General features: G+C 70.4%; 18 protein-coding genes. 15 read left to right on the forward strand and 3 right to left on the reverse strand.

Annotated elements, in window-relative coordinates; all coding sequences use genetic code 11:
- Positions 1 to 71: 71 nt before the first annotated feature.
- The 15 genes from ABEA43_RS24500 to ABEA43_RS24570 all read left to right on the forward strand — a co-directional run bounded on the left by ABEA43_RS24500 (position 72) and on the right by ABEA43_RS24570 (position 16,593).
- Complete coding sequence (locus ABEA43_RS24500) at positions 72 to 494, forward strand: MarR family winged helix-turn-helix transcriptional regulator (protein ID WP_345565192.1); 423 nt, start codon at positions 72 to 74, stop codon at positions 492 to 494.
- A 13-nt stretch (positions 495 to 507) separates the two neighbouring features.
- Positions 508 to 1,737 (forward strand): MFS transporter, encoded by a 1,230-nt coding sequence (locus ABEA43_RS24505; protein ID WP_345565194.1) that lies wholly within the window; start codon positions 508 to 510, stop codon positions 1,735 to 1,737.
- A gap of 26 nt (positions 1,738 to 1,763) precedes the next feature.
- Positions 1,764 to 2,615, forward strand: a complete 852-nt coding sequence (locus ABEA43_RS24510) for an endonuclease/exonuclease/phosphatase family protein (protein WP_345565196.1) — start codon at positions 1,764 to 1,766, stop codon at positions 2,613 to 2,615.
- Positions 2,616 to 2,678: 63 nt separating this feature from the next.
- Positions 2,679 to 3,257 (forward strand): pyridoxal 5'-phosphate synthase glutaminase subunit PdxT, encoded by a 579-nt coding sequence (gene pdxT, locus ABEA43_RS24515; RefSeq protein ID WP_345565198.1) that lies wholly within the window; start codon positions 2,679 to 2,681, stop codon positions 3,255 to 3,257.
- A 3-nt stretch (positions 3,258 to 3,260) separates the two neighbouring features.
- The gene (locus tag ABEA43_RS24520) at positions 3,261 to 4,010 is read left to right on the forward strand and encodes a YebC/PmpR family DNA-binding transcriptional regulator (protein ID WP_345565199.1); all 750 of its coding nucleotides are present in this window, start codon (positions 3,261 to 3,263) and stop codon (positions 4,008 to 4,010) included.
- 154 nt (positions 4,011 to 4,164) lie between these two features.
- Positions 4,165 to 6,087: a hypothetical protein gene (locus tag ABEA43_RS24525; RefSeq protein WP_345565201.1), complete on the forward strand. Its 1,923-nt coding sequence runs from the start codon at positions 4,165 to 4,167 to the stop codon at positions 6,085 to 6,087.
- 5 nt (positions 6,088 to 6,092) lie between these two features.
- Positions 6,093 to 7,265 carry a GNAT family N-acetyltransferase gene (locus ABEA43_RS24530; protein ID WP_345565203.1) on the forward strand — a complete coding sequence of 391 codons (1,173 nt, stop codon included), beginning with the start codon at positions 6,093 to 6,095 and terminating at the stop codon, positions 7,263 to 7,265.
- Between the two features lie 106 nt (positions 7,266 to 7,371).
- Positions 7,372 to 7,908, forward strand: a complete 537-nt coding sequence (gene ruvC / locus ABEA43_RS24535) for a crossover junction endodeoxyribonuclease RuvC (protein ID WP_345565392.1) — start codon at positions 7,372 to 7,374, stop codon at positions 7,906 to 7,908.
- 169 nt (positions 7,909 to 8,077) lie between these two features.
- Positions 8,078 to 8,698 carry a Holliday junction branch migration protein RuvA gene (gene ruvA / locus ABEA43_RS24540; RefSeq protein ID WP_345565206.1) on the forward strand — a complete coding sequence of 207 codons (621 nt, stop codon included), beginning with the start codon at positions 8,078 to 8,080 and terminating at the stop codon, positions 8,696 to 8,698.
- Between the two features lie 198 nt (positions 8,699 to 8,896).
- Positions 8,897 to 9,928, forward strand: a complete 1,032-nt coding sequence (gene ruvB, locus ABEA43_RS24545) for a Holliday junction branch migration DNA helicase RuvB (protein WP_345565208.1) — start codon at positions 8,897 to 8,899, stop codon at positions 9,926 to 9,928.
- A gap of 217 nt (positions 9,929 to 10,145) precedes the next feature.
- Positions 10,146 to 10,526 carry a preprotein translocase subunit YajC gene (gene yajC / locus ABEA43_RS24550; protein WP_345565210.1) on the forward strand — a complete coding sequence of 127 codons (381 nt, stop codon included), beginning with the start codon at positions 10,146 to 10,148 and terminating at the stop codon, positions 10,524 to 10,526.
- Between the two features lie 43 nt (positions 10,527 to 10,569).
- Positions 10,570 to 12,387, forward strand: a complete 1,818-nt coding sequence (gene secD, locus ABEA43_RS24555; protein ID WP_345565212.1) for a protein translocase subunit SecD — start codon at positions 10,570 to 10,572, stop codon at positions 12,385 to 12,387.
- A gap of 1 nt (position 12,388) precedes the next feature.
- Positions 12,389 to 13,378: a protein translocase subunit SecF gene (secF, locus tag ABEA43_RS24560; RefSeq protein WP_345565213.1), complete on the forward strand. Its 990-nt coding sequence runs from the start codon at positions 12,389 to 12,391 to the stop codon at positions 13,376 to 13,378.
- 314 nt (positions 13,379 to 13,692) lie between these two features.
- Positions 13,693 to 14,211, forward strand: a complete 519-nt coding sequence (locus ABEA43_RS24565) for an adenine phosphoribosyltransferase (protein WP_345565215.1) — start codon at positions 13,693 to 13,695, stop codon at positions 14,209 to 14,211.
- 189 nt (positions 14,212 to 14,400) lie between these two features.
- Positions 14,401 to 16,593 carry a RelA/SpoT family protein gene (locus ABEA43_RS24570; protein WP_345565216.1) on the forward strand — a complete coding sequence of 731 codons (2,193 nt, stop codon included), beginning with the start codon at positions 14,401 to 14,403 and terminating at the stop codon, positions 16,591 to 16,593.
- A gap of 21 nt (positions 16,594 to 16,614) precedes the next feature.
- Here the strand turns inward: ABEA43_RS24570 and ABEA43_RS24575 are convergent, their stop codons facing one another.
- The 3 genes from ABEA43_RS24575 to ABEA43_RS24585 all read right to left on the reverse strand — a co-directional run bounded on the left by ABEA43_RS24575 (position 16,615) and on the right by ABEA43_RS24585 (position 20,005).
- Complete coding sequence (locus ABEA43_RS24575) at positions 16,615 to 17,703, reverse strand: cupin domain-containing protein (RefSeq protein ID WP_345565217.1); 1,089 nt, start codon at positions 17,701 to 17,703, stop codon at positions 16,615 to 16,617.
- Positions 17,704 to 17,831: 128 nt separating this feature from the next.
- Positions 17,832 to 19,061: a DUF349 domain-containing protein gene (locus ABEA43_RS24580; protein ID WP_345565219.1), complete on the reverse strand. Its 1,230-nt coding sequence runs from the start codon at positions 19,059 to 19,061 to the stop codon at positions 17,832 to 17,834.
- A 62-nt stretch (positions 19,062 to 19,123) separates the two neighbouring features.
- Complete coding sequence (locus ABEA43_RS24585; protein ID WP_345565221.1) at positions 19,124 to 20,005, reverse strand: peptidylprolyl isomerase; 882 nt, start codon at positions 20,003 to 20,005, stop codon at positions 19,124 to 19,126.
- Between the last annotated feature and the right edge of the window lie 42 nt (positions 20,006 to 20,047).

Below are 20,047 nucleotides of genomic sequence, written 5' to 3' on the forward strand. Positions count from 1 at the left end.
GGCCGGACCCGGCTTGGGTCCGGCCTTTTTTCTCCCGGAATATTAGCCAGGCTAAGTTAGTTGGGCTAAGTATGAGGGACGACCCCACCCACCTGGCAGAACAGGTCTCATCCGTGCTGCGCCACCTGGTGTTCCTGCTGCGGCGCACCGTCGCAGGACAGCCCGTCACCAGCCAGCAGTACGGCGTGCTCGGCTCGCTCGAACACGGCCCGCGCCGCATGACCGCGCTGGCGGAGGAGCACGGGGTGCAGCTGCCCACGATGACCGTCCAGATCAACCGGCTCGAGGACGCGGGCCTGGTGGCGCGCGGCTCCGACCCCGCCGACGCCCGCGTCAGGAGCGTCGAGCTCACCGGCGAGGGCCGCGACAGGCTGCTCGTCGTCCGCCGGGCCAGGGTCGCCCACCTCACCAGGGAACTGGCCGCGCTCACCGAGGACGAGCGCGCCACACTCGCGGCCGCGCTGCCCGTTCTGGCGAAGCTCGGCCGCTCGTAAGCAAAGGAGCATCATGCACACCGGCGGCGGAATCCTTCGCCAGCCCATGTCCGTCTGGGCCACCGCGTTCGCCGCGGTCGTGGCCTTCATGGGCATCGGGCTGGTCGATCCCATCCTCCCGTCCATCGCGCAAGGGCTGAACGCGACGCCGAGCCAGGTGTCGCTGCTGTTCACCAGCTATTTCCTGGTGACGGCCGTGGCCATGCTGATCACCGGCTGGGTCTCCAGCCGCATCGGCGGCAAGCGCACGCTGCTGGCGGGGCTGGCGCTCGTGATCGTGTTCGCCGCGCTGGCCGGCACCTCCACCAGCGTCGGCGAGCTCGTCGGCTTCCGCGCCGGCTGGGGTCTCGGCAACGCGCTGTTCGTGGCCACCGCGCTGGCCGTCATCGTCGGCGCGGCCAGCGGCGGCGCCGAGTCGGCCATCATCCTGTACGAGGCCGCGCTCGGCCTCGGCATCTCCGCGGGCCCGCTGGCCGGCGCGCTGCTCGGCGACTGGAACTGGCGGGCGCCCTTCTTCGGCACCGCCACCCTCATGGCCGCCGGGCTCGTCCTGATCGTCACGCTGCTCAGAGCCACGCCGAAGCCGGCCGTCAAGACCAGCCTCAGCGCCCCGATCAGGGCGCTCGCCCACGGCGGCCTGTCCACCACGGCCTTCACCGCGCTGTTCTACAACTTCGCGTTCTTCACGATCCTGGCCTTCACCCCGTTCATCCTCGGCATGTCCCCCTACGGCATCGGCGCCGTCTTCTTCGGCTGGGGCGTGTGCGTGGCGCTGGCCTCCGTCTTCGGCGCGCCGCCGCTGCAGCGCAGGCTCGGCTCGGTGAACGTGCTGCACCTGTCCCTGGCCGTGCTCGCCGTGCTGCAGCTCGGCATCGCGCTCTCGGCGTACGCAGGGGTCCACGCGGGGATCATCGTGTGCACCGTGCTGTCCGGCCTCCCCATCGGCCTGAACAGCACGGTCTTCACCGAGTCGGCCATGGAGGTCTCCGACGCGCCCAGGCCCGTCGCCTCCGCCGGATACAACTTCGTGCGCTGGATGGGCGGCGCGCTGGCCCCGTTCATCGCCACCAAGCTCGGCGAGGAGATCGGCGTCGCCGTGCCGTACGCGCTGGGCGCGGCCTGCTGCGTCGCCGGCATGGCCGTCCTGTACACCAGGCGCCACCACCTGCGCACCCTGTCCCGCGTGGACGCGGACCACGCGGACCACACTGTCCATGGCGTCGCGGAGGCGCCCGCGCGCTGACCCGCCATATGGTTGGATTGCCGGCCATGATCGGACACGTGCTGCTGCTCCTCGCGGGGTTCCTCGTGGCCCCGTCCGCTCAGGAGCTGTCGGTGATGACGTGGAACGTGTGCACCGGCACCAACTCCGGCTGCCGCTTCTACCGCGCGGGCCCGCTGGAGCTGGCGGAGAACATCGGCAGGTACGCGCTCAGCCGGCCCGTCAAGCCCGATGTGATCTTCCTGCAGGAGTTCTGCACGGGCGCGACCGGCACACTCGAGCTCTGGCTGGAACGTCGTACCGGCCGGAGCTGGAGCGTCGGCTCCTGGGGCCTGACCGGCGCGGACGGCAAGCCGTACGCGTGTCATCCCGACCGACTCGGCCGCCCGCGCGGCGCGCAGAGCATCGCGGTGGCCGTGGCCGGCGACACGGCCACGTTCGAGATCCACCCGCTGCCCGCCCCGCCCTGGTACGTCGGCCGCGCCGCCGTCTGCGTGACCATCCCCGCCAGGAAGGTCCACGCCTGCGGCACCCACCTTTCCTCGGGCAACGGCTACGACGACCGCCAGCCCGGCGCCCCCTACCGGACCAGGCAGATCGCCAGGCTCCTGGAGATCGCGGCCAAGCCCGGCCACCGGACGATCGTCGGCGGCGACCTCAACGTGGCCCCTCCCGACAGCGGCTACGGAAGCGCCGCCGGCCGCCGCGCAGTCGCCCCGGCCTACCGGGCGTACCAGGAATGCGACCAGCGCGGCCCCCGGCGCACCGGCGGCTGGACCCGCGAGGGCAGGAAGCTCGACTACCTGTTCGCGCCCAAGGGCACCGTGCGGCGCTGCCACGTGGAGCGCGGCGTGACGCTCTCCGACCACAAGCCCGTCTACATCAAGGTGGCCCTGTAGGAAGATCCCGGGCCTTCCTGGTGTTGAATTGTCTGAACCCGCAACCGGACGGAAGGATCGACTGTGCCCACGATCGGTGTACTCGCTCTCCAGGGAGACGTGCGCGAGCATGTGCGCATGCTTCAGGAGGCGGGCGCGTCGGCTGCCGCCGTGCGCAGGCCCGCCGAGCTGGACGCGGTCGACGGCCTGGTCATCCCCGGCGGGGAGTCCACCACGATGTGGAAGCTCGCCGAGACCTTCGACATGCTCCAGCCGCTGCGGATGCGCATCAAGGAGGGCATGCCCGCCTACGGCTCCTGCGCCGGCATGATCATGCTGGCCGACCGGATCGAGGACGGCGCGGCCGGGCAGCAGACCATCGGCGGCATCGACATGGTGGTCAGGCGCAACGCCTTCGGCCGCCAGGTCGACTCGTTCGAGTCCGATCTGGACTTCGCGGGCGACCGCGTGCACGCCGTGTTCATCCGCGCGCCGTGGGTCGAATCCGTCGGCGGGGATGTCGAAGTGCTGGGCAGGTGCGAGCCTGGGGATAGGATCGTCGCGGTCCGCCAAGGGCCGTTGCTCGCGACGTCGTTCCACCCCGAGCTGACCGGGGACACGCGCGTGCACCGTTACTTCGTAGACATGCTGAGGGAGCTCTAGGTAATGTCCGGCCACTCCAAATGGGCGACGACGAAGCACAAGAAGGCCGCGCTCGACGCCAAGCGCGGCAAGCTGTTCGCGAAGCTCATCAAGAACATCGAGGTGGCGGCCCGGACCGGTGGCCCTGACCCGGACGCCAACCCGACCCTCTTCGACGCCATCTTCAAGGCGAAGAAGAACTCCGTGCCCAACGACAACATCGAGCGGGCCCGCAAGCGCGGCGGCGGCCTGGAGGCCGGCGGCGCCGACTGGCAGACCATCACCTACGAGGGCTACGCGCCCGGCGGCGTCGCGGTGCTCATCGAGTGCCTCACCGACAACCGCAACCGCGCCGCCTCCGAGGTGCGCGTCGCGCTGACCCGCAACGGCGGCTCGCTGGCCGATCCGGGTTCGGTGTCCTACATGTTCAACCGCAAGGGCGTCGTGCTCGTGCCCAAGGAGGGGCTCGACGAGGACACCGTGCTGATGGCCGTGCTCGACGCGGGCGCCGAGGAGGTCAACGACCTGGGCGAGTCGTTCGAGGTCGTCTCCGAGGCCGGTGACCTGGTGCCGGTGCGCAAGGCGCTCCAGGACGCCGGGATCGACTACGACTCGGCCGAGTCGAGCTTCCTGCCGACGATGAGCGTGCAGCTCGACGAGGACGGCGCCAAGAAGGTCTTCCGCCTCATCGACGCGCTGGAGGACAGCGACGACGTGCAGAATGTCTACGCCAACTTCGACGTCTCCGACGACGTGCTGGCGGCGCTCGACTGATCCGGCTCCCGGCGGGCGCACCGCTCCCGCCGGGTCCTCGCCTGTGACGTGTCGCGTACCCGGGTGCTTTCTGCCCGCGTGCCGGGGCGCTTTCTCCGTACGGTGGGTCACCTGACGTGCGCGGCGGCCCGGTGGCAGCGTAGGGTCGGGCGACGTGACTTCCCCCACCCCTCCTCAGGCGCCACCGCCCGCACTCGGCTGGCTGCTGGCCGTACCAGCGCTGCTCGGCGCTCTCATCTCCCTGGTGCTGCCGACGGGCCAGACGATCTGGCTCAGCTTCCAGAGCGGCGGCGTCCTGCGGGAGATCAGCTACGTGGGGACCGCCAACTACACCAAACTGCTGGGGGACACCGCCTTCTGGCGGGCCCTGTGGTTCACGCTCTCGCTGACCCTGGTGCCGCTGCTGGTGGCCGTCGTGGTGGCGCCGCTGCTGGCCCTGGCGCTGGACCGGGCGGGCACCTGGCCCAGGCGGGCCGGGCGGATCACGTTGTCGCTGGCCATCGTCACATTCTCGCCGGTGGGGGTGGCGGCGGCCTGGATGCGCGGGCTGACGCCCAGCACCTCCGGCCTGGCCGCTCTGGCCGAAGGGCTGCGCGAGCCCGCGACCGCGCCTGGAACGCTCCGGCTGATCGTCGCGGCGGCCACGTTCGGCGTCGTCTGCGCGCTGGCGGTGATCGCTTTCCTGCCCGCGCTGCGCGGCGACCGGCCCATGCCGGGGATGTTCGCCGTGGGCGGGCTCGTCGCGCTCGCCACCGTGGCGGTGGGGCTGCAGACGTTCGCCATGGGCCTGGTGCTCACCCAGGGCGGCCCTGAGCGCTCCACAGAGACGCTCGCGAGCCTGCAGTACCACTTCGCCTTCAGAATGGCCGATTTCGGCCGTGGCGCGGCCGTCGCGGCCCTCACGGGAGTGATCCTCGGCGTGCTCGGCGTCGTCGCCACGATCATCGCCGTGGCCGCGCGCCTGCGCATCACCCTCGTCCCGCGAGCCGCCGCCAGCGGTCCCGCGCCGGACTCCTCTCCTGGCTTCGGCGCGGCTCCGTTCCCGGGGCCCTTCGCCGGCGGTTCACCCGGTCATGCGGCGGATCCCTTCGCGGCGCGCTCGCCAGGTCCCGTTCACGACCCCTTCGCCGGTCCTGTGCCCGGGTCCGCCGCGGACCCCTTCGCGGGACCCGCGCCGGGTTCTCCTCCCGGTGCCGCGTCCGGTGGCTCACACGGTGGCTCGCACGGGTTCTCGCCTGGTGCCTCGCAGGGTGTCTCACCTGGTGTCTTGCCTGGGGTCTCGCCTGGTGTCGCCGTGGAGCGGCCGGCGGGGCCGGTCGGGATGGCCGTCGGGGTGACGGCGCTGGTCGTCGTGCTGGCGGCGGCGCTCCTGTGCGCCTGGCCGTGGATCGACGGCCTGCTGGCCCTGCCCGACACCTCAGCCGGCGGCCTGCGCGCGCAGCTCAACACCTGGCCGCCCGCCGTCGCGGGCGCGCTGGTCTCGGTGGGCGTCGCCTACCTCGCCGCGCTCGGCATCGGCGGCCTGCGCCCGCTCGGCCGGGGGAGCGAGTGGCTGCTGCTGCTGTTCGCGCCCTGGCTGTTCGTCGGCACGGGCCCGCTCGGCGTCGCCAACTGGCAGAACATCCGCAGCCTGGGCCTGATCGACACCTTCGCCGCGCTCTTCCCGCCCCTCCTCGTGAGCGTCCCCGCCCTGCTGGTGCTCACACTGCTGTGCAAGGGCCTGGCCGAGCGCACCGGCAAGGACTTCTTCAGCGGCGTGTTCCTGCCCTCGCTCCCCATGGCGGGCGTCCTCGCCGGAGCGGTCACGCTGATGAACGCCCAGGACCTGCTCTGGCCGTTGCTGGTCGCCCAGAAGCCCGACCTGTTCACCGCCCCGGTGGCGCAGGTGGCCCAGCTCAGCGACTTCACCGCGTCGGCGCCCGACGTCGGCGCGGCCACGCCGCTGCTCGTGGTCGGGCTCGGGCTGGTCGCCGTCGTGGCCGCGCAGGTGTTCTACCTCGACAAACTCGCCCTCACGACCACCGGTACGACGGCCGGCCCGGCAAATGGCTCGCGGTCGCGTACGCCCGCTGCGTAGGTTGGATGGCTGTGGAGATTCGTGACTTGACCCCCGAGGACCTCGACGACGTCCTCGACCTGCGCAAACGTTCGTTCGGCCTGCTGTCCGCGGCTGACGCGGAGAGCTGGCGGACAGCCGTCACGCCGGTCCTCGCCGAGGGCCGCTACCTCGGCGCCTTCGACGGCTCCAGGCTCGCCGCCGCCGCCCGGCTGCGCCAGTTCACCCAGTGGTGGCACGGCAGGCCGCAGCCGATGGCCGGGATCGCGGGCGTCACCGTCAACCCCGAAGACCGCGGCCGCGGGGTCGGCACGCAGATCATGCGAGCCGTCATCGACCGTGGCGCGGCGCTCGGCGACGCCGTCTCGGCGCTCTACCCGGCGACCACGGCCATCTACCGCTCGATCGGCTACGAGCACGCCGGAGCCCAGTACAACGTGACCATCCCGGCGGAGTCGCTGCGCCACATCCGGCCGTCCGGGCAGGTCAAGCTGCGCAGGATGGGTCCGGGCGACGCGGCCGAGGTCATCTCCGTCCTCCATCGCGCGCACGCCGCCGCCCGCGCCAGCGGGCCCATCTCCTGGGACGAGAAGACCTGGAACCACTGGCTCGCCGACGATGACGACTTCCTCTACCTCGCCGACGACGGCTTCGTCATCTACCGGTGGCGCGGCGAGAACATGCTGGTCGACAACCTCGTCGCCGCCTCGGCCGAGACGACCAGGGCCCTGTGGTCGATGGTGGGCAGCTCGTCCTCGATCGCGCGCGACGTCGTCGCGCCGCTGGCCCCCGACGACCCGGTGCTGTGGTTGCTGCGCGAGCGGACGAAGGAGCAGGTCACGCAGGTCCGGTGGATGTTCAGGGTGCTCGACGTCGCCGCGGCGGTCGAGCGCAGGGGCTATCCGGAGCATCTCCTGGGCGATGCCGTCGTCACCGTGGACGATCCGCTGCGGGGCGGGGGCACCTGGCGGCTGGAGTTCGGGGGCGGGTCGGGCGCGGCCACCCTGATCGAGGGGCCGGGTGTCGCGCCGGTCGAGTGGCCCAGCGTTGCGCTCAGCGTGAACGGCTTCTCGGCCCTGTACGCCGGAATCCCGCCGGCCACGCTCCGGCTCAGCGGGCTCATGTCCGGAGATGACCGATACGACGAGACGCTTGACGCGGCCTTCGCCGCCAAGCCGTACATGCTCGACTACTTCTGAGGCCCGTTCCCGCCTGCTGACAGGCGTTTCCCGGTGCGCGGCCACCTCTGCCGGGGTAGAGTCTCGTGCCGAACAGATGTTCGGCGGGCGCGGGGAGGGCATGCCGGTGCGGGTGATGGGCGTCGATCCGGGGCTGACCCGGTGCGGCCTGGGCGCCGTCGAAGGGCGGCCGGGCGCGCCGCTGACGATGGTGGCGGTCGGGGTGGTGCGCACGGGCGCCGACGAGGAGCTCGGCGCGCGGCTGGTCGGCATCGAGGCGGGGATCGAGCGCTGGCTCGACGACGTACGCCCCGACGCGGTCGCGGTCGAGCGGGTCTTCAGCCAGCACAACGTACGCACCGTCATGGGCACCGCGCAGGCGGCGGGCATCGCCGTGCTCTGCGCGGCCAGGCGCGGGCTGCCTGTGGCGCTGCACACGCCGTCGGAGGTCAAGGCGGCCATCACGGGCAGCGGCACCGCCGACAAGAAGCAGGTCGGCGCCATGGTCACGCGCCTGCTGCGGCTGACCGAGATGCCCAAGCCCGCCGACGCGGCCGACGCGCTCGCCCTGGCGATCTGCCACGTCTGGCGCGGCGGCGCCCAGCACCGCCTGGCCGAGGCCCTGGCCAAGGCCAAGGCCACACACAAGGGCGGCAGGCGTTGACCGCGCCGATGGCCGCTGCTGCGACGGTGCGTCGCGCCTGGCCGCAAGGGCGGCGAGCCGGTGGTCGCTTCGGCGGGGATCATGCTGGACGGGAAGGACGACGGGTTGTGAGCGCGTCGGTTGCGGGTGGGGCGACGGTGGCCGGGCTGGGCGGAAGGGACGGCGAGCGGTGATCGCTTCGGTGGCGGGCAAGGTGGCGGCGATCGCACCGGACGGAGCCGTGATCGAGGTGGGCGGCGTCGGCATCCTCACCCACTGCACGCCCGGCACGCTGGCCACACTCCGGGTGGGCGAGGACGCGCGCCTGGCCACGTCGCTGGTGGTGCGCGAAGAGTCGCTCACCCTCTACGGCTTCGTGAGCGACGACGAGCGGGCCGTGTTCGAGCTGCTGCAGACGGCCAGCGGCGTCGGGCCCAAAGTGGCTCTGTCGATGCTCGCCGTGCACACGCCCAACGCGCTGCGGGTCGCCGTCGCGAGCGCCGACCTCAAAGCGCTCACGAAGGTCCCGGGGATCGGCCAGAAAGGCGCCCAGCGGATCGTGCTGGAGCTCAAGGACCGGCTCGGGACACCGGAGGAGGCGGTCAACGCCGCGCTCAACGGCGAGCGGCGGGTGGCGGTGTGGCGCGACCAGGTCCACTCGGGGCTGGTGGGGCTGGGCTACTCCGGCAAGGACGCCGACGAGGCGATCGCCGTGGTGGAGCCGGACGCCGACGCCGAGGTGGCCGCCGGTCGCCAGCCACAGGTCGCCATGCTGCTGAAGGCCGCTCTGCGCGCCTTGAGCGTCCGATGAGCACCCGCCCGCCCACCGACCACGGCATGGCCGTACGGAGAGCACGCCCGCTCGTCACCCGGCTTGGACCTTGTGGCGGTGGCCGGCTGAGGGCTCGGTCCGGTTGCGGGCCGCGGGATCGGGTCGCCGGGGGTCGCGGCAGGTGCTGTGCGGGCGCCGGGATCGCTAGCGTTGGGGCCGACGGGCGGAGGTGCGGGCGTGGAGATTGAGCGAGACCTGGTGTCACCCGATGCCGAGAACGACGAGCTGCAGATCGAGGCGGCGCTGCGGCCCAAGCGGCTCGGGGAGTTCATCGGTCAGGGACGGGTGCGCGAGCAGCTCTCCCTCGTGCTCGAAAGCGCCCTGCGCCGCCGGCGGCCGCCCGACCACGTGCTGATGAGCGGCTCCCCGGGCCTCGGCAAGACCACCCTCGCCATGATCGTCGCAGCCGAGCTCAACGCGCCGCTCAGGATCACCTCGGGCCCCGCGCTGGAGCGGGCGGGCGACCTCGCCGCGATCCTGTCCACGCTGGCCGAGGGCGAAGTGCTGTTCATCGACGAGATCCACCGCATGGCCAGGCCCGCGGAGGAGATGCTCTACCTCGCCATGGAGGACTTCCGGGTCGACATCATCGTCGGCAAGGGCCCGGGAGCCACCGCCATCCCGCTCGACATCTCGCCGTTCACGCTGGTCGGAGCCACCACCCGGGCCGGGCTGCTGCCCGCGCCGCTGCGCGACAGGTTCGGCTTCACGGCGCACATGGACTTCTACGAGGTCAGCGAGCTGGAGCAGGTCCTCTACCGCTCGGCCAAGCTGCTCCGCGTCACCCTGCCGGACGAGGGCGCCCACGAGATCGCCAGGCGGTCCAGGGGCACGCCCCGCATCGCCAACCGGCTGCTGAGGCGGGTGCGGGACTTCGCCGACATGCGCGCCGACGGGCTGATCAACCAGGAGATCGCCTCGGCCGCCCTCAACCTGTACGAAGTCGACGCGAACGGGCTCGACCGGCTCGACCGGGCGGTGCTCGGCGCGCTGCTGAAGAAGTTCGGCGGCGGCCCCGTCGGCCTCTCCACGCTCGCGGTGGCCGTGGGGGAGGAGGCGGAGACCGTCGAAGTGGTCGCCGAGCCGTTCCTCGTACGCCAAGGACTGCTGGCCAGGACCCCGCGCGGCCGGGTCGCGACCGCCGCCGCGTGGAGCCATCTCGGGATGACGCCACCCCCCGACGCGTTCGGAGCGCCGCTTCTCGACTGATCACATTACGGTTGCAACCGTTTCGAATTGGGAACTTCCCCGCGCGCCGGAACGCTGCCTCGTTGCCGCGTTTCGCAACAACGGCCTACACTCCGTGGCTTGGCTGGCTGTGTAGGCTGACGGGCTGAGCGGCGCGGCCCGAAGCAACGCACGGAATTTCCGGCGCGAGGCCGGTGTCAACTTCTTGTACGACAATGGAAGGTCGCCCCTTATGGACATGGGACAACTCGGAAGCATCCTGCCGCTGATCCTTCTGGTGGTGGTGTTCTACTTCCTGCTGATCCGCCCGCAGCGCAAGCGCCAGCAGGAGGCGGCTCAGATGCAGAACTCCCTGGCCCCGGGCGCTCGGGTCATGACCACGACGGGCCTGTTCGGCACCGTGATCGCGGTCGACAATGAAGACGTGGTCCTCGAGGTCGCGCCCGGGATCGAGACCCGTTGGGTGAAGGCGGCCATCGGCCGCGTCGTCACCCCCGGGGACGCTCCGGTGGTGGACGAGCCCGCTGACGAGGACAAACTCGACGAGGACGACAAGAGCGAGTCCGAGGCCACCGTGGATCGCAACGGCGACCAGGACTCCAGCACCAAGCAGTCCTGACTAAGCTCTGCGACAAACTCCTATCTGAAAGAATCGACGACCAGTGGCCCGACCGACCAGCCGCCACAGCCGACCGGGGCGCACGCTCCTGGTGCTGCTGGCGCTCATCCTCGCCCTGGGCGGGACGATGCTCCTGCAGAAGGCGTTCACGCCCAAGCTAGGACTCGACCTCGCCGGCGGCACCACGGTGACCCTGTCGCCCGTGACTCAGAACAACGCGGCTCCTCCGGAGGAGATCCTTGACCGCGCGGTCAACATCATCCGCGATCGAGTCAACGGGACCGGCATCTCCGACGCGGAGGTCGCCAAGTCCGGCGACAACATCATCATCTCCATCCCGGGCGTCGGGCAGAGCGAGGCCGTGAAGCTGGTCGCCACCACCGCGGAGCTGCGCTTCCGCCAGGTGCTGGCCATGGCGGCCACGCAGGTCCCGCAGGACCTCGCGACCAACGCGCCCACGCCGAGCACCTCGGCCTCCGGCGCGCCGTCGGCCAAGCCGTCCACTTCGCAGCCGGCCGGCACGCCGAAGCCGAGCACCTCGGCTTCGGCGCCGAAGCCCAGCACGTCTCCGACGGGCAAGGCGCTGTCGTCGGCACTCACCGAGGCCGCGGCGTCGCCCGCGCCCTCGTCCGCTCCTTCGGCCACGCAGAGCGGCCAGAAGCAGGAGACGAAGAAGGGCCAGGACCCCAAGTCCTCCCCGTCGGCGTCGCCGAGTGCCCAGGCCAGCACGCCGCCCACCGAGGACCCGGCGGCGACGGGCGTCAACACCGAGGGCATCGACCCCGCGGTGCTGGCCCAGTTCAACAAGCTCGACTGCGCCAACCCGGCCAACCGCGGCCAGGGCGTCCAGGACAACCCGAACAAGCAGTACGCCGGCTGTGAGACCGACGGCAGCTACAAGTACGTCCTCGACGTCGCCAAGGTCGTCGGCACCGACATCGACACGGCCTCGGCGGGCATCCGCCAGGGCACCACCGAGTGGGTCGTCCAGCTCGACTTCAAGAGCAAGGGCGCGGCCGAGTGGAGCAAGCTCACCACGGCCGCCTACAACTCGCAGGAGCCGCGCAACAAGGTCGCGGTCGTGCTCGACGGCGTCGTCATCACCGCCCCGAACATCATCAGCCCGATCCCCGGCGGACGGGCCGAGATCACCGGCGGCTTCGACCAGCTCAGCGCCACCAACCTGGCCGACCAGCTCAAGTACGGCGCGCTGCCGCTGAAGTTCAACCGCAGCTCGATCGACACGGTCTCCTCGACCCTGGGCCAGGACCAGCTCGAAGGCGGCCTGGTCGCCGGCCTGATCGGTCTCGCGCTCGTGGTCGTCTACTGCCTGCTCTACTACCGGGGCCTGGGCATCGTGGCGGTCCTGAGCCTCGTGATCGCGACGATCATCACGTACACGGCGGTGGTCGTGCTCGGTCACAATGCCGGCTTCCGGCTGTCGCTGCCGCACATCATCGGCTTGGTGGTCTCGATCGGCATCACCGCCGACTCCTTCATCGTGTACTTCGAACGCATACGTGATGAGATGAAGGAAGGTCGGCGCTCGCTTCGCGCGGCCGTCGAGGTGGCCTGGGTCCGTGCCCGGCGCACGATCCTGATCGCCGACGCCGTCATGTTCATCGCCGCGATCGTGCTGTACTTCCTGGCGGTGGGCGGTGTGGCCGGGTTCGCGTTCGCCATGGGCCTGACCACGCTGATCGACATCGTGGTGGTGTTCCTGTTCACGAAGCCGTTCATCGCCGTGCTGGCGAAGGTGAAGTTCTTCGCCAAGGGACACCCGCTGTCGGGTCTCGACGCCGAGCGCATGAGCGAGGTCGGCAGCACGACCGGCCGCACGAACACTCCGCAGGAGGCCTGAGATGGGATTGGGGCGTCGCCTCTATCGTGGCGAGATCGATGTCGACTTCGTCGGCAAGTGGAAGCTCTGGTACAGCCTGTCCGGCTTCCTGTTGCTCATCTCGCTCGCCGGCCTGCTGATCAACGGGCTCAACCTGGGCGTGGAGTTCACCGGCGGCTCCGTCTTCTCGTTCAAGGCGCAGACGGCCAACATCGAGCAGGTGCGTGCCGCGTTCCAGGAGGAGGGTGTGCACCAGCCGATCGTGCAGACGGCCGGAGACCGCTGGCGGGTCACCACCGAGACCCTCTCGGAAAGCACCATGAACCAGGTGCAGACCGCCATCGCCAAGGACTTCAACGTGCCCACCAACCAGGTCGACATCCAGTCGATCGGCGCGTCCTGGGGCGGTGAGGTGTCCCAGAAGGCCTGGCTGGGCCTGGGCGTGTTCATGGTGGCGATCATCCTGTACCTGTCGATGGCGTTCGAGCCGAAGATGGCGCTGGCCGCCATCGTCGCGCTCATCCACGACCTCGTCATCACGGCCGGCGTCTACGCCTGGTCCGGCTTCGAGGTCACGCCCGCGACGCTGCTGGGCTTCCTGACCATCCTCGGTTATTCGCTCTACGACGCGGTCGTGGTGTTCGACATGATCAAGGAAGTCACGGCCAAGCTGGGACACACGTCCAAGCAGACCTACTCGATGGCGGCCAACAACGCGCTCAACCACACGCTGATCCGGTCACTGAACACCTCGCTGGTCGCGATCCTGCCGGTGGCGGCGATCCTGTTCATCGGCACCACGCTGCTCGGCGCGGGCACGCTGAAGGACCTGTCGCTGGCCCTGTTCGTGGGCATGATCGTCGGCACCTACTCGTCGCTGTGCGTGGCCACGCCGCTGCTGGTGACGCTGAAGGAGCGGGAGCCGAAGTACCAGGCCATCGCGAGGAGGCTCGCCTCCTCGGGCGGCAAAGGGGCCAAAGGCTCCAAAAGCGCCGCGGTAGCCAAGGGCTAGCCGCAACGGCATGCGCACGACGCCCCCGCCCGGGAAGGGCGGGGGCGTCGTCGTGTGCGGGCGTCAGGGGCGTCCAGACGGTCCGGGAGCTCCAGGTTGGGCATATGGGCGGGTACGACCCTCCAGGGGCCGTACGGGACGTCCTGGGGCCCTGAGGGGCTCGCCTGGACGTGCCGGAGGGGTGGCGCGGTCCTGGCGGGAGCCGGAATGCACCATCATGGAGCCCGGCGGACGACCGGTTGAGAGAGCCGGTGGGACGAGCCGGTTGAGAGAGCCGGTGGGATGAGCCGGTGGAGAGATGCGAGGGAACCCCCATGAGTGAGCTGAGCGCGCTGATCCTGGATCGGATCAGGGACGTGCCCGACTACCCCAAGCCGGGTGTGCTGTTCAAGGACATCACCCCGCTGCTGGCCGACCCGGTCGCGATGGCGGCGGTGGTGGACGAACTGGCCGGGCTCTGCCAGGTGGACAAGATCGTCGGCATCGAGGCGCGCGGCTTCATCCTGGCCGCTCCGGTGGCCTACCGGGCGGCGGCCGGATTCGTGCCGGTACGCAAGAAGGGGAAACTGCCCGCCGAAACCCTCGAAGAGTCCTACGATCTGGAGTACGGCTCCGCGACCATCGAGGTCCACCGTGACGCCTTCACTCCCGGCGACCGGGTTCTCATCGTCGACGACGTGCTGGCCACGGGTGGCACCGCGAAGGCTGCGATGGAGCTGGTGGAGAGGGCCGGAGCCGAGGTCGTCGGCATCGCCGTGCTCATGGAGCTGGGCTTTCTCAAGGGACGGGAACGGCTGCCGGATGTGGAGCTGCACTCCCTCGTGATCGTCTGAGTTCTGGCCCGCTACGGTCCAGGTTTGCCACCTGGATACACTGGGGGGATCTGGACTCGAACGTGAGGAGCCATTGCGTGAGGAGTCTGTGTGCCCCGTGATGTGGTCGCGCCCGACGTAACCGACTCCGGCAATGCCGAGGCGGCAGGCGTTCCAGCGGTGCGCCGAAGGCGTTTTGGGGGTGGGGCCATGAATCCGGTGCTGGAGCCGTTGTTCCGCACGGTCCGTGCCACCCATCCCAAGGCCGACCTGCGCCTGATCGAGCGCGCCTACGATGTGGCCGCCTACCACCACCGCGACCAGAAGCGGAAGTCCGGCGACCCGTACATCACCCACCCGCTGGCCGTGGCGACGATCCTGGCCGAACTCGGCACCGACGACGAGACGCTGTGCGCGGCGCTCCTGCACGACACGGTGGAGGACACCGCCTACAGCCTCGACGAGCTGCGCGGCGACTTCGGCGACACGATCGCGTCCCTGGTGGACGGCGTGACCAAGCTCGACAAGGTCAAGTTCGGCGACGCCGCGCAGGCCGAGACCGTGCGCAAGATGGTCGTGGCGATGTCCCGCGACATCCGGGTGCTGATCATCAAGCTGGCCGACCGGCTGCACAACATGCGCACCATGCGCTACCTCCCCGAGCACAAGCGCCACCAGAAGTCGCGCGAGACGCTGGAGATCTTCGCTCCGCTGGCCCACCGCCTGGGCATGAACACGATCAAGTGGGAGCTCGAGGACCTCGCCTTCGCGATGCTCTACCCCAAGCGCTACGACGAGATCGCGCGCATGGTGTCGGAGCGGGCGCCGCGCAGGGACCTGTTCCTGCAGGAGGTCATCGAGAAGGTGCACGGCGACCTGCGCGAGGCGAAGATCCGCGCGGTGGTGAAGGGCCGGCCGAAGCACTACTACTCCGTCTACCAGAAGATGATCGCGCGTGACGTGGCGTTCGACGACATCTACGACCTGGTGGGCATCCGCGTCCTCGTCGACAGCGTGCGCGACTGCTACGCGGCGCTCGGCACCATCCACGCCAGGTGGAACCCGGTGCCCGGGCGGTTCAAGGACTACATCGCGATGCCCAAGTTCAACATGTACCAGTCGCTGCACACGACGGTGATCGGTCCCGAGGGCAAGCCGGTGGAGCTGCAGATCCGCACCCACGCGATGCACCACAGGGCCGAGTACGGCGTGGCCGCGCACTGGAAGTACAAAGAGGAGGTCGGCGCGCCCGGCCCCACGGGCAAGGTCAAGCCGGGCAGCGACATGGCCTGGTTGCGCCAGCTCCTCGACTGGCAGAAGGAGACCTCCGACCCGGGCGAGTTCCTCGAGTCGCTGCGCTTCGACCTGTCGGTCTCCGAGGTCTACGTGTTCACCCCGAAGGGGCAGGTCATCGCCCTGCCGGAGGGGGCCACGCCGGTCGACTTCGCCTACGCCGTGCACACGGAGGTGGGCCACCGCTGCATCGGCGCGCGGGTCAACGGCCGCCTGGTGCCGCTGGAGTCGCGGCTCGGCAACGGCGACACGGTGGAGATCTTCACCTCCAAGTCGCCCGACGCCGGGCCGTCGCGCGACTGGCTCAAGTTCGTCAAGTCGGGCCGGGCTCGTAACAAGATCCGGCAGTGGTTCTCCAAGGAGCGCCGCGAGACCGCGATCGAGGCGGGCAAGGAGGCCATCGGCCGCGCCATGCGCAAGCAGGGGCTGCCGCTGCAACGCCTGATGTCCGGCGAGGCGCTGCTCGCGCTGGCCCGCGACCTGCGCTATCCCGACGTGTCCGCGCTCTACGCGGCCGTGGGGGAGGGGCACGTCGCCGCGCAGGCCGTCGTACAGAAGCTGGTGGCCTCGATCGGCGGCGTCGACAGCGCCGAGGAGGACATCGCCGAGACGTCGCTGCCGACGCGGCTGCGCGGCCGTCCCCGTGGCGGGGGCGGCGCGGGCGTGGTCGTGGCCGGCGACGCCGACGTGTGGGTACGCCTGTCGAAATGCTGCACCCCGGTGCCCGGCGATGAGATCGTCGGATTCGTCACCCGGGGGCACGGCGTGTCCGTGCACCGGGGCGACTGCACCAACGTGCAGCAGCTGAAGACGCAGCCGGACCGGCTGGTGGAGGTCAGCTGGTCGCCCAGTGACGACAGCGTGTTCCTGGTGGCCATCCAGGTGGAGGCGCTCGATCGGCCGCGGCTGCTTTCCGACGTCACCCGTACGCTGTCCGACCAGCACGTCAACATCCTGAGCGCGTCCGTCACGACGTCACGGGATCGGGTGGCGGTCAGCAAGTTCACCTTCGAGATGGGCGACCCGAAGCACCTGGGACACGTCCTGAAGGCCGTACGCAACATCCAGGGCGTCTTCGACGTCTACCGCGTCAGCGGCGCCGGCGGCTGACCCGCCCAGCCCGGGGCGGCGTCAGCCGGACAGGCTGGGCAGGTTGACGACGATCGCCTCCTGCGTGCTGCGGGCGATCACCACCACGGCCTCCTGCGAGGGATCCGGGTTCTCCTCACGGTGCGGCACGTAGGGCGGGACGTAGATGTAGTCACCGGGCCCGGCGTCGAGGCGTACTTCGCGTGAGTCCTGGAGGAAGACGAACGACGGCGTGCCGCTGACGACGTAGATGGCCGTCTCCGAGGCGCCGTGGTGATGGTCGGAGGAGCGGGTGGCAGGGGAGACGTGCGTCTGGCCCATCCAGAGCCGCGCGGACCCGGCCGTGTCACCGCTGATCGCGGCCAGCCGGCGCATGCCGGAGCTCTGCGCCGTGTCGCCCGAGAGCTGCCCAGAGGCGATGTGACGCAGCGGCTGGTGAAACGGGTCGCCCTCGGCCCGGTAACCCTCCCAGAGACGCCCTCCCGCCCGCTCCAGCACGTCCGAGGCGACGGCGGCCAGGCGTACGGGATCCTCACGGGCGGCGAGCAGCGCTTCCGCGAGCGCCGGATCGTGCTCGCGCAGCTCGCGCAGCAGCCACTTCCCGCTCCCGTGCCACTTGCGCCCCACACTGAGCGCCAGGCGGGCGGTGTCCTGCACCAGCGCCCAGCGGATGAACGCCTGCTCCCCGGGATCGGTCGCCCCCGACAGGTCGTCCAGGAGGTCGGACACGGCGTATCGGGCGCGTTCGACCTGGGTGTCGCTCGGGTCGCCCGGCCCGGCCGACAGCCGCTCGCCCAGCGCGCTCTGCAGGTCGCTGGCCCGCCCGCCCGTCCTGTCGGCCAGCACCGCACCCTCCGCGCACATGCGCGCCAGGCTGGGCTGCCGCCTGCCGAAGTCCTTGTCGAGGTAGACGTCCAGGCTGGTCTCGCTGTGCACGAACAGCTCGACCGGCCACTCGCGCCAGCGCAGCGACTCGCGGTAGGGGGTGGTCAAGCCGTCGAGCACCACCACGACGTCGAGGTCGGAGGCGCTGGTGCGGCGTTCGGTGAGCACGCTGCCGCCGACGAAGGCGTAGAGAGCGCCAGGGAACATCTCCTCGACGAGGGCACGCGCGGCGCTGACGGGATCCATGCCGACAGCCTAGATCTCAGGCGCCGTCGCGCGCCGCCCGATTCTGCGACCTTGAACGACGGTGCCCGTAAGGGGGCCGTGCGGCCCGTGCCCGGTGAGAGGCCCGTACGGGGGCCCTCACACCGGGCTCAGCTGAACTCGGTGAGCGTGCGCTCGGCCTCCTCCAGCCAGGAACGGCGGGCGATCAGGGCCTCCTCGGCCTCCTTGACGTCCTTGGCCCGCCCGGCCGCCTGCGCCTTGACCAGCCGCTTCTCGAGCTGCTCGATCGAGGTGCGGAGCTGGTCGACCGTGCTCTGGGCACGCGCCCTGGCCTCGGGGTTGGAGCGCTTCCACTCGGCGTCCTCGGCCTTGCGCACGGCCTCGTCCACCTTGCGCAGGCCGCCCTCGAGCCGGTCGCGCTGCTCGCGCGGCACGGGACCGGCGGCCTCCCACCGCTCCAGGATGTGCCGCAGCGCCCCGCGGGCCGTGCGCACGTCGGTGACCGGCAGGATCTTCTCGGCGTCGGCCAGCAGGTCCTCCTTGATCTCCGCGTTGGCGGCCAGCGAGGCGTCGCGCTCGGCGAACACCGCAGAACGGGCCTGGAAGAACTGGTCCTGGGCGCCCTTGAAGCGGGCCCACAGCTCGTCCTCGGCCTCGCGCGAGGCCCGGCCGGCGTTCTTCCACTGCTGCATCAGCTCGCGGTAGATCGCCGCCGTCGCGCCCCAGTCGGTGGAGTCGGCGATCGCCTCGGCCTCGACGACGATGCGCTCCTTGGTCGCCCGGATGCCCTCGCGCTGCTCGTCGAGCCCCGCGAAGTACTGCTTGCGCCGCTTGGCGAACGCCGTGCGGGCGGCCGACAGCCGCTTCCACAGCGCGGCCTCGGTGACCCTGTCGATGCGGTCGGCGGCCTTCCACTCCTCGACCAGCTGGCGCAGCCGCTCACCACCCGACTTCCAGTGGGTGGTCTCGTCGGCGATGCGCTCGGCCTCGTCGACGATGCGCTCCTTGACCGTGCGCGCCTCCGCGCGCGCCTGCTCGCGAGCCGCCTTGACCTCCTCGCGGCGCTGGCCGACCAGCTCCGTCAGGCCGTCGAGACGAGCCACGAGCGCGGCCAGGTCGCCGACGGCGTGAGCGTCGGCGACGGCCTCGCGCAGCTTGGCGATGTTGGCCTCCGCCTGTGCCGGAGCCAGGTCGGTGCCCTTGACGCGCTGTTCGAGCAGCTGCACCTGGCCGGCCAGCTCGTCGTACTTCCGATGGAAGTAGGCCAGTGCCTCTTCGGGTTCACCGGCCTGCCAGGAGCCGACGGCCCGCTCTCCCTCAGCCGTACGCACGTAGACGGTGCCGTCGTCGTCTACCCGGCCCCACGGGTCGGTGCTCACCGTGTCCTCCCGCACTATCCATCAGACCCTTCGGGACTACTTCGTCCCTAGTTTGTATTACGTCAGCTCTTGCCGGCGATTGTCACGTCTTTGATTTCGACGGTTTCCTTCGGTGCTCCGGTCCCGTCGCCCATGTCGGCGATGACGCCTGCTTTGTTCACCTTGTCCAGGATGTCGAGACCCTTGGTGATCGTACCCACCGGCGTGTAATCCGGGGTGAGTCCGATGTCTCCGTAAACGAGGAAGAACTGGCTGCCCGTGCTGCCCGGCGCCGAGGTCTTGGCCATCGCCATCACCCCGCGCTTGTACGCCGCGCCCTTGAGGTTCTCCTCGGCCATCACGTAGCCGGGGCCGCCGGAGCCGTCCTGGCTCTTGCCGTCGGCCTTGGCCGTCGGGTCGCCGCACTGCAGCATCGGGAACTTCTCGCTGCCGAGCCGGTGGCACTTGCTGCCGTCGTAGTACTTCTTCTCCGCCAGATGCACCAGAGAGTTCGTGGTGCACGGAGCCTTGGCGTTGTCGAGCTCGACCACGATGTCGCCGAGGTTCGTCTTGAACGTCATCGTCTTCGTAGCCGGTGTGGTCTTGACCTTCTTCGCCGGCAGGCCGACGTCCTTGATCTGACCGCCCGCCGTGTCCTTGACGTAGTCGCAGGTGCCCGTCGCCGCGTTGTACGGCTTGGGCCCAGCGGCCGGCGTGGTCGTCGCGCTCTCCTGGGCCGACGCTGACGCCGACGCCGACGGCGACGCGGCCGCCTCCGTCTGCGGATCGCCACCGCCCAGCAGCGCGACCGCGGCCACGATGCCGCCCACCACGACCACTACGCCCACGGTGGAGCCGATGATCGCCGTGCGCTTGGACTTCTGCTCGCGCTCGATGCGGCGCTGCAACTGCCGCTCGTGATGCTCGCGCGCCAGCTGCTTCTGCCGGTCCTTCCCCGTGGCCACCGCTTTGCCTCCCATAGTCAATCAACTGAGGTGGGCGAATCG

The organism is Nonomuraea rosea (assembly GCF_039539705.1).
GTDB classification, from domain to species: Bacteria; Actinomycetota; Actinomycetes; order Streptosporangiales; family Streptosporangiaceae; genus Nonomuraea; species Nonomuraea rosea.

Coding starts and splice junctions, on each gene's coding strand:
- secF (WP_345565213.1), top strand. CDS start 12,389: ATGGGATTGGGGCGTCGCCTCTATCGTGGCGAGATCGATGTCGACTTC.
- ABEA43_RS24565 (WP_345565215.1), top strand. CDS start 13,693: ATGAGTGAGCTGAGCGCGCTGATCCTGGATCGGATCAGGGACGTGCCC.
- ABEA43_RS24530 (WP_345565203.1), top strand. CDS start 6,093: ATGGCTGTGGAGATTCGTGACTTGACCCCCGAGGACCTCGACGACGTC.
- yajC (WP_345565210.1), top strand. CDS start 10,146: ATGGGACAACTCGGAAGCATCCTGCCGCTGATCCTTCTGGTGGTGGTG.
- ABEA43_RS24570 (WP_345565216.1), top strand. CDS start 14,401: ATGAATCCGGTGCTGGAGCCGTTGTTCCGCACGGTCCGTGCCACCCAT.
- ABEA43_RS24505 (WP_345565194.1), top strand. CDS start 508: ATGCACACCGGCGGCGGAATCCTTCGCCAGCCCATGTCCGTCTGGGCC.
- ABEA43_RS24575 (WP_345565217.1), bottom strand. CDS start 17,703: ATGGATCCCGTCAGCGCCGCGCGTGCCCTCGTCGAGGAGATGTTCCCT.
- ABEA43_RS24510 (WP_345565196.1), top strand. CDS start 1,764: ATGATCGGACACGTGCTGCTGCTCCTCGCGGGGTTCCTCGTGGCCCCG.
- ABEA43_RS24500 (WP_345565192.1), top strand. CDS start 72: ATGAGGGACGACCCCACCCACCTGGCAGAACAGGTCTCATCCGTGCTG.
- ABEA43_RS24520 (WP_345565199.1), top strand. CDS start 3,261: ATGTCCGGCCACTCCAAATGGGCGACGACGAAGCACAAGAAGGCCGCG.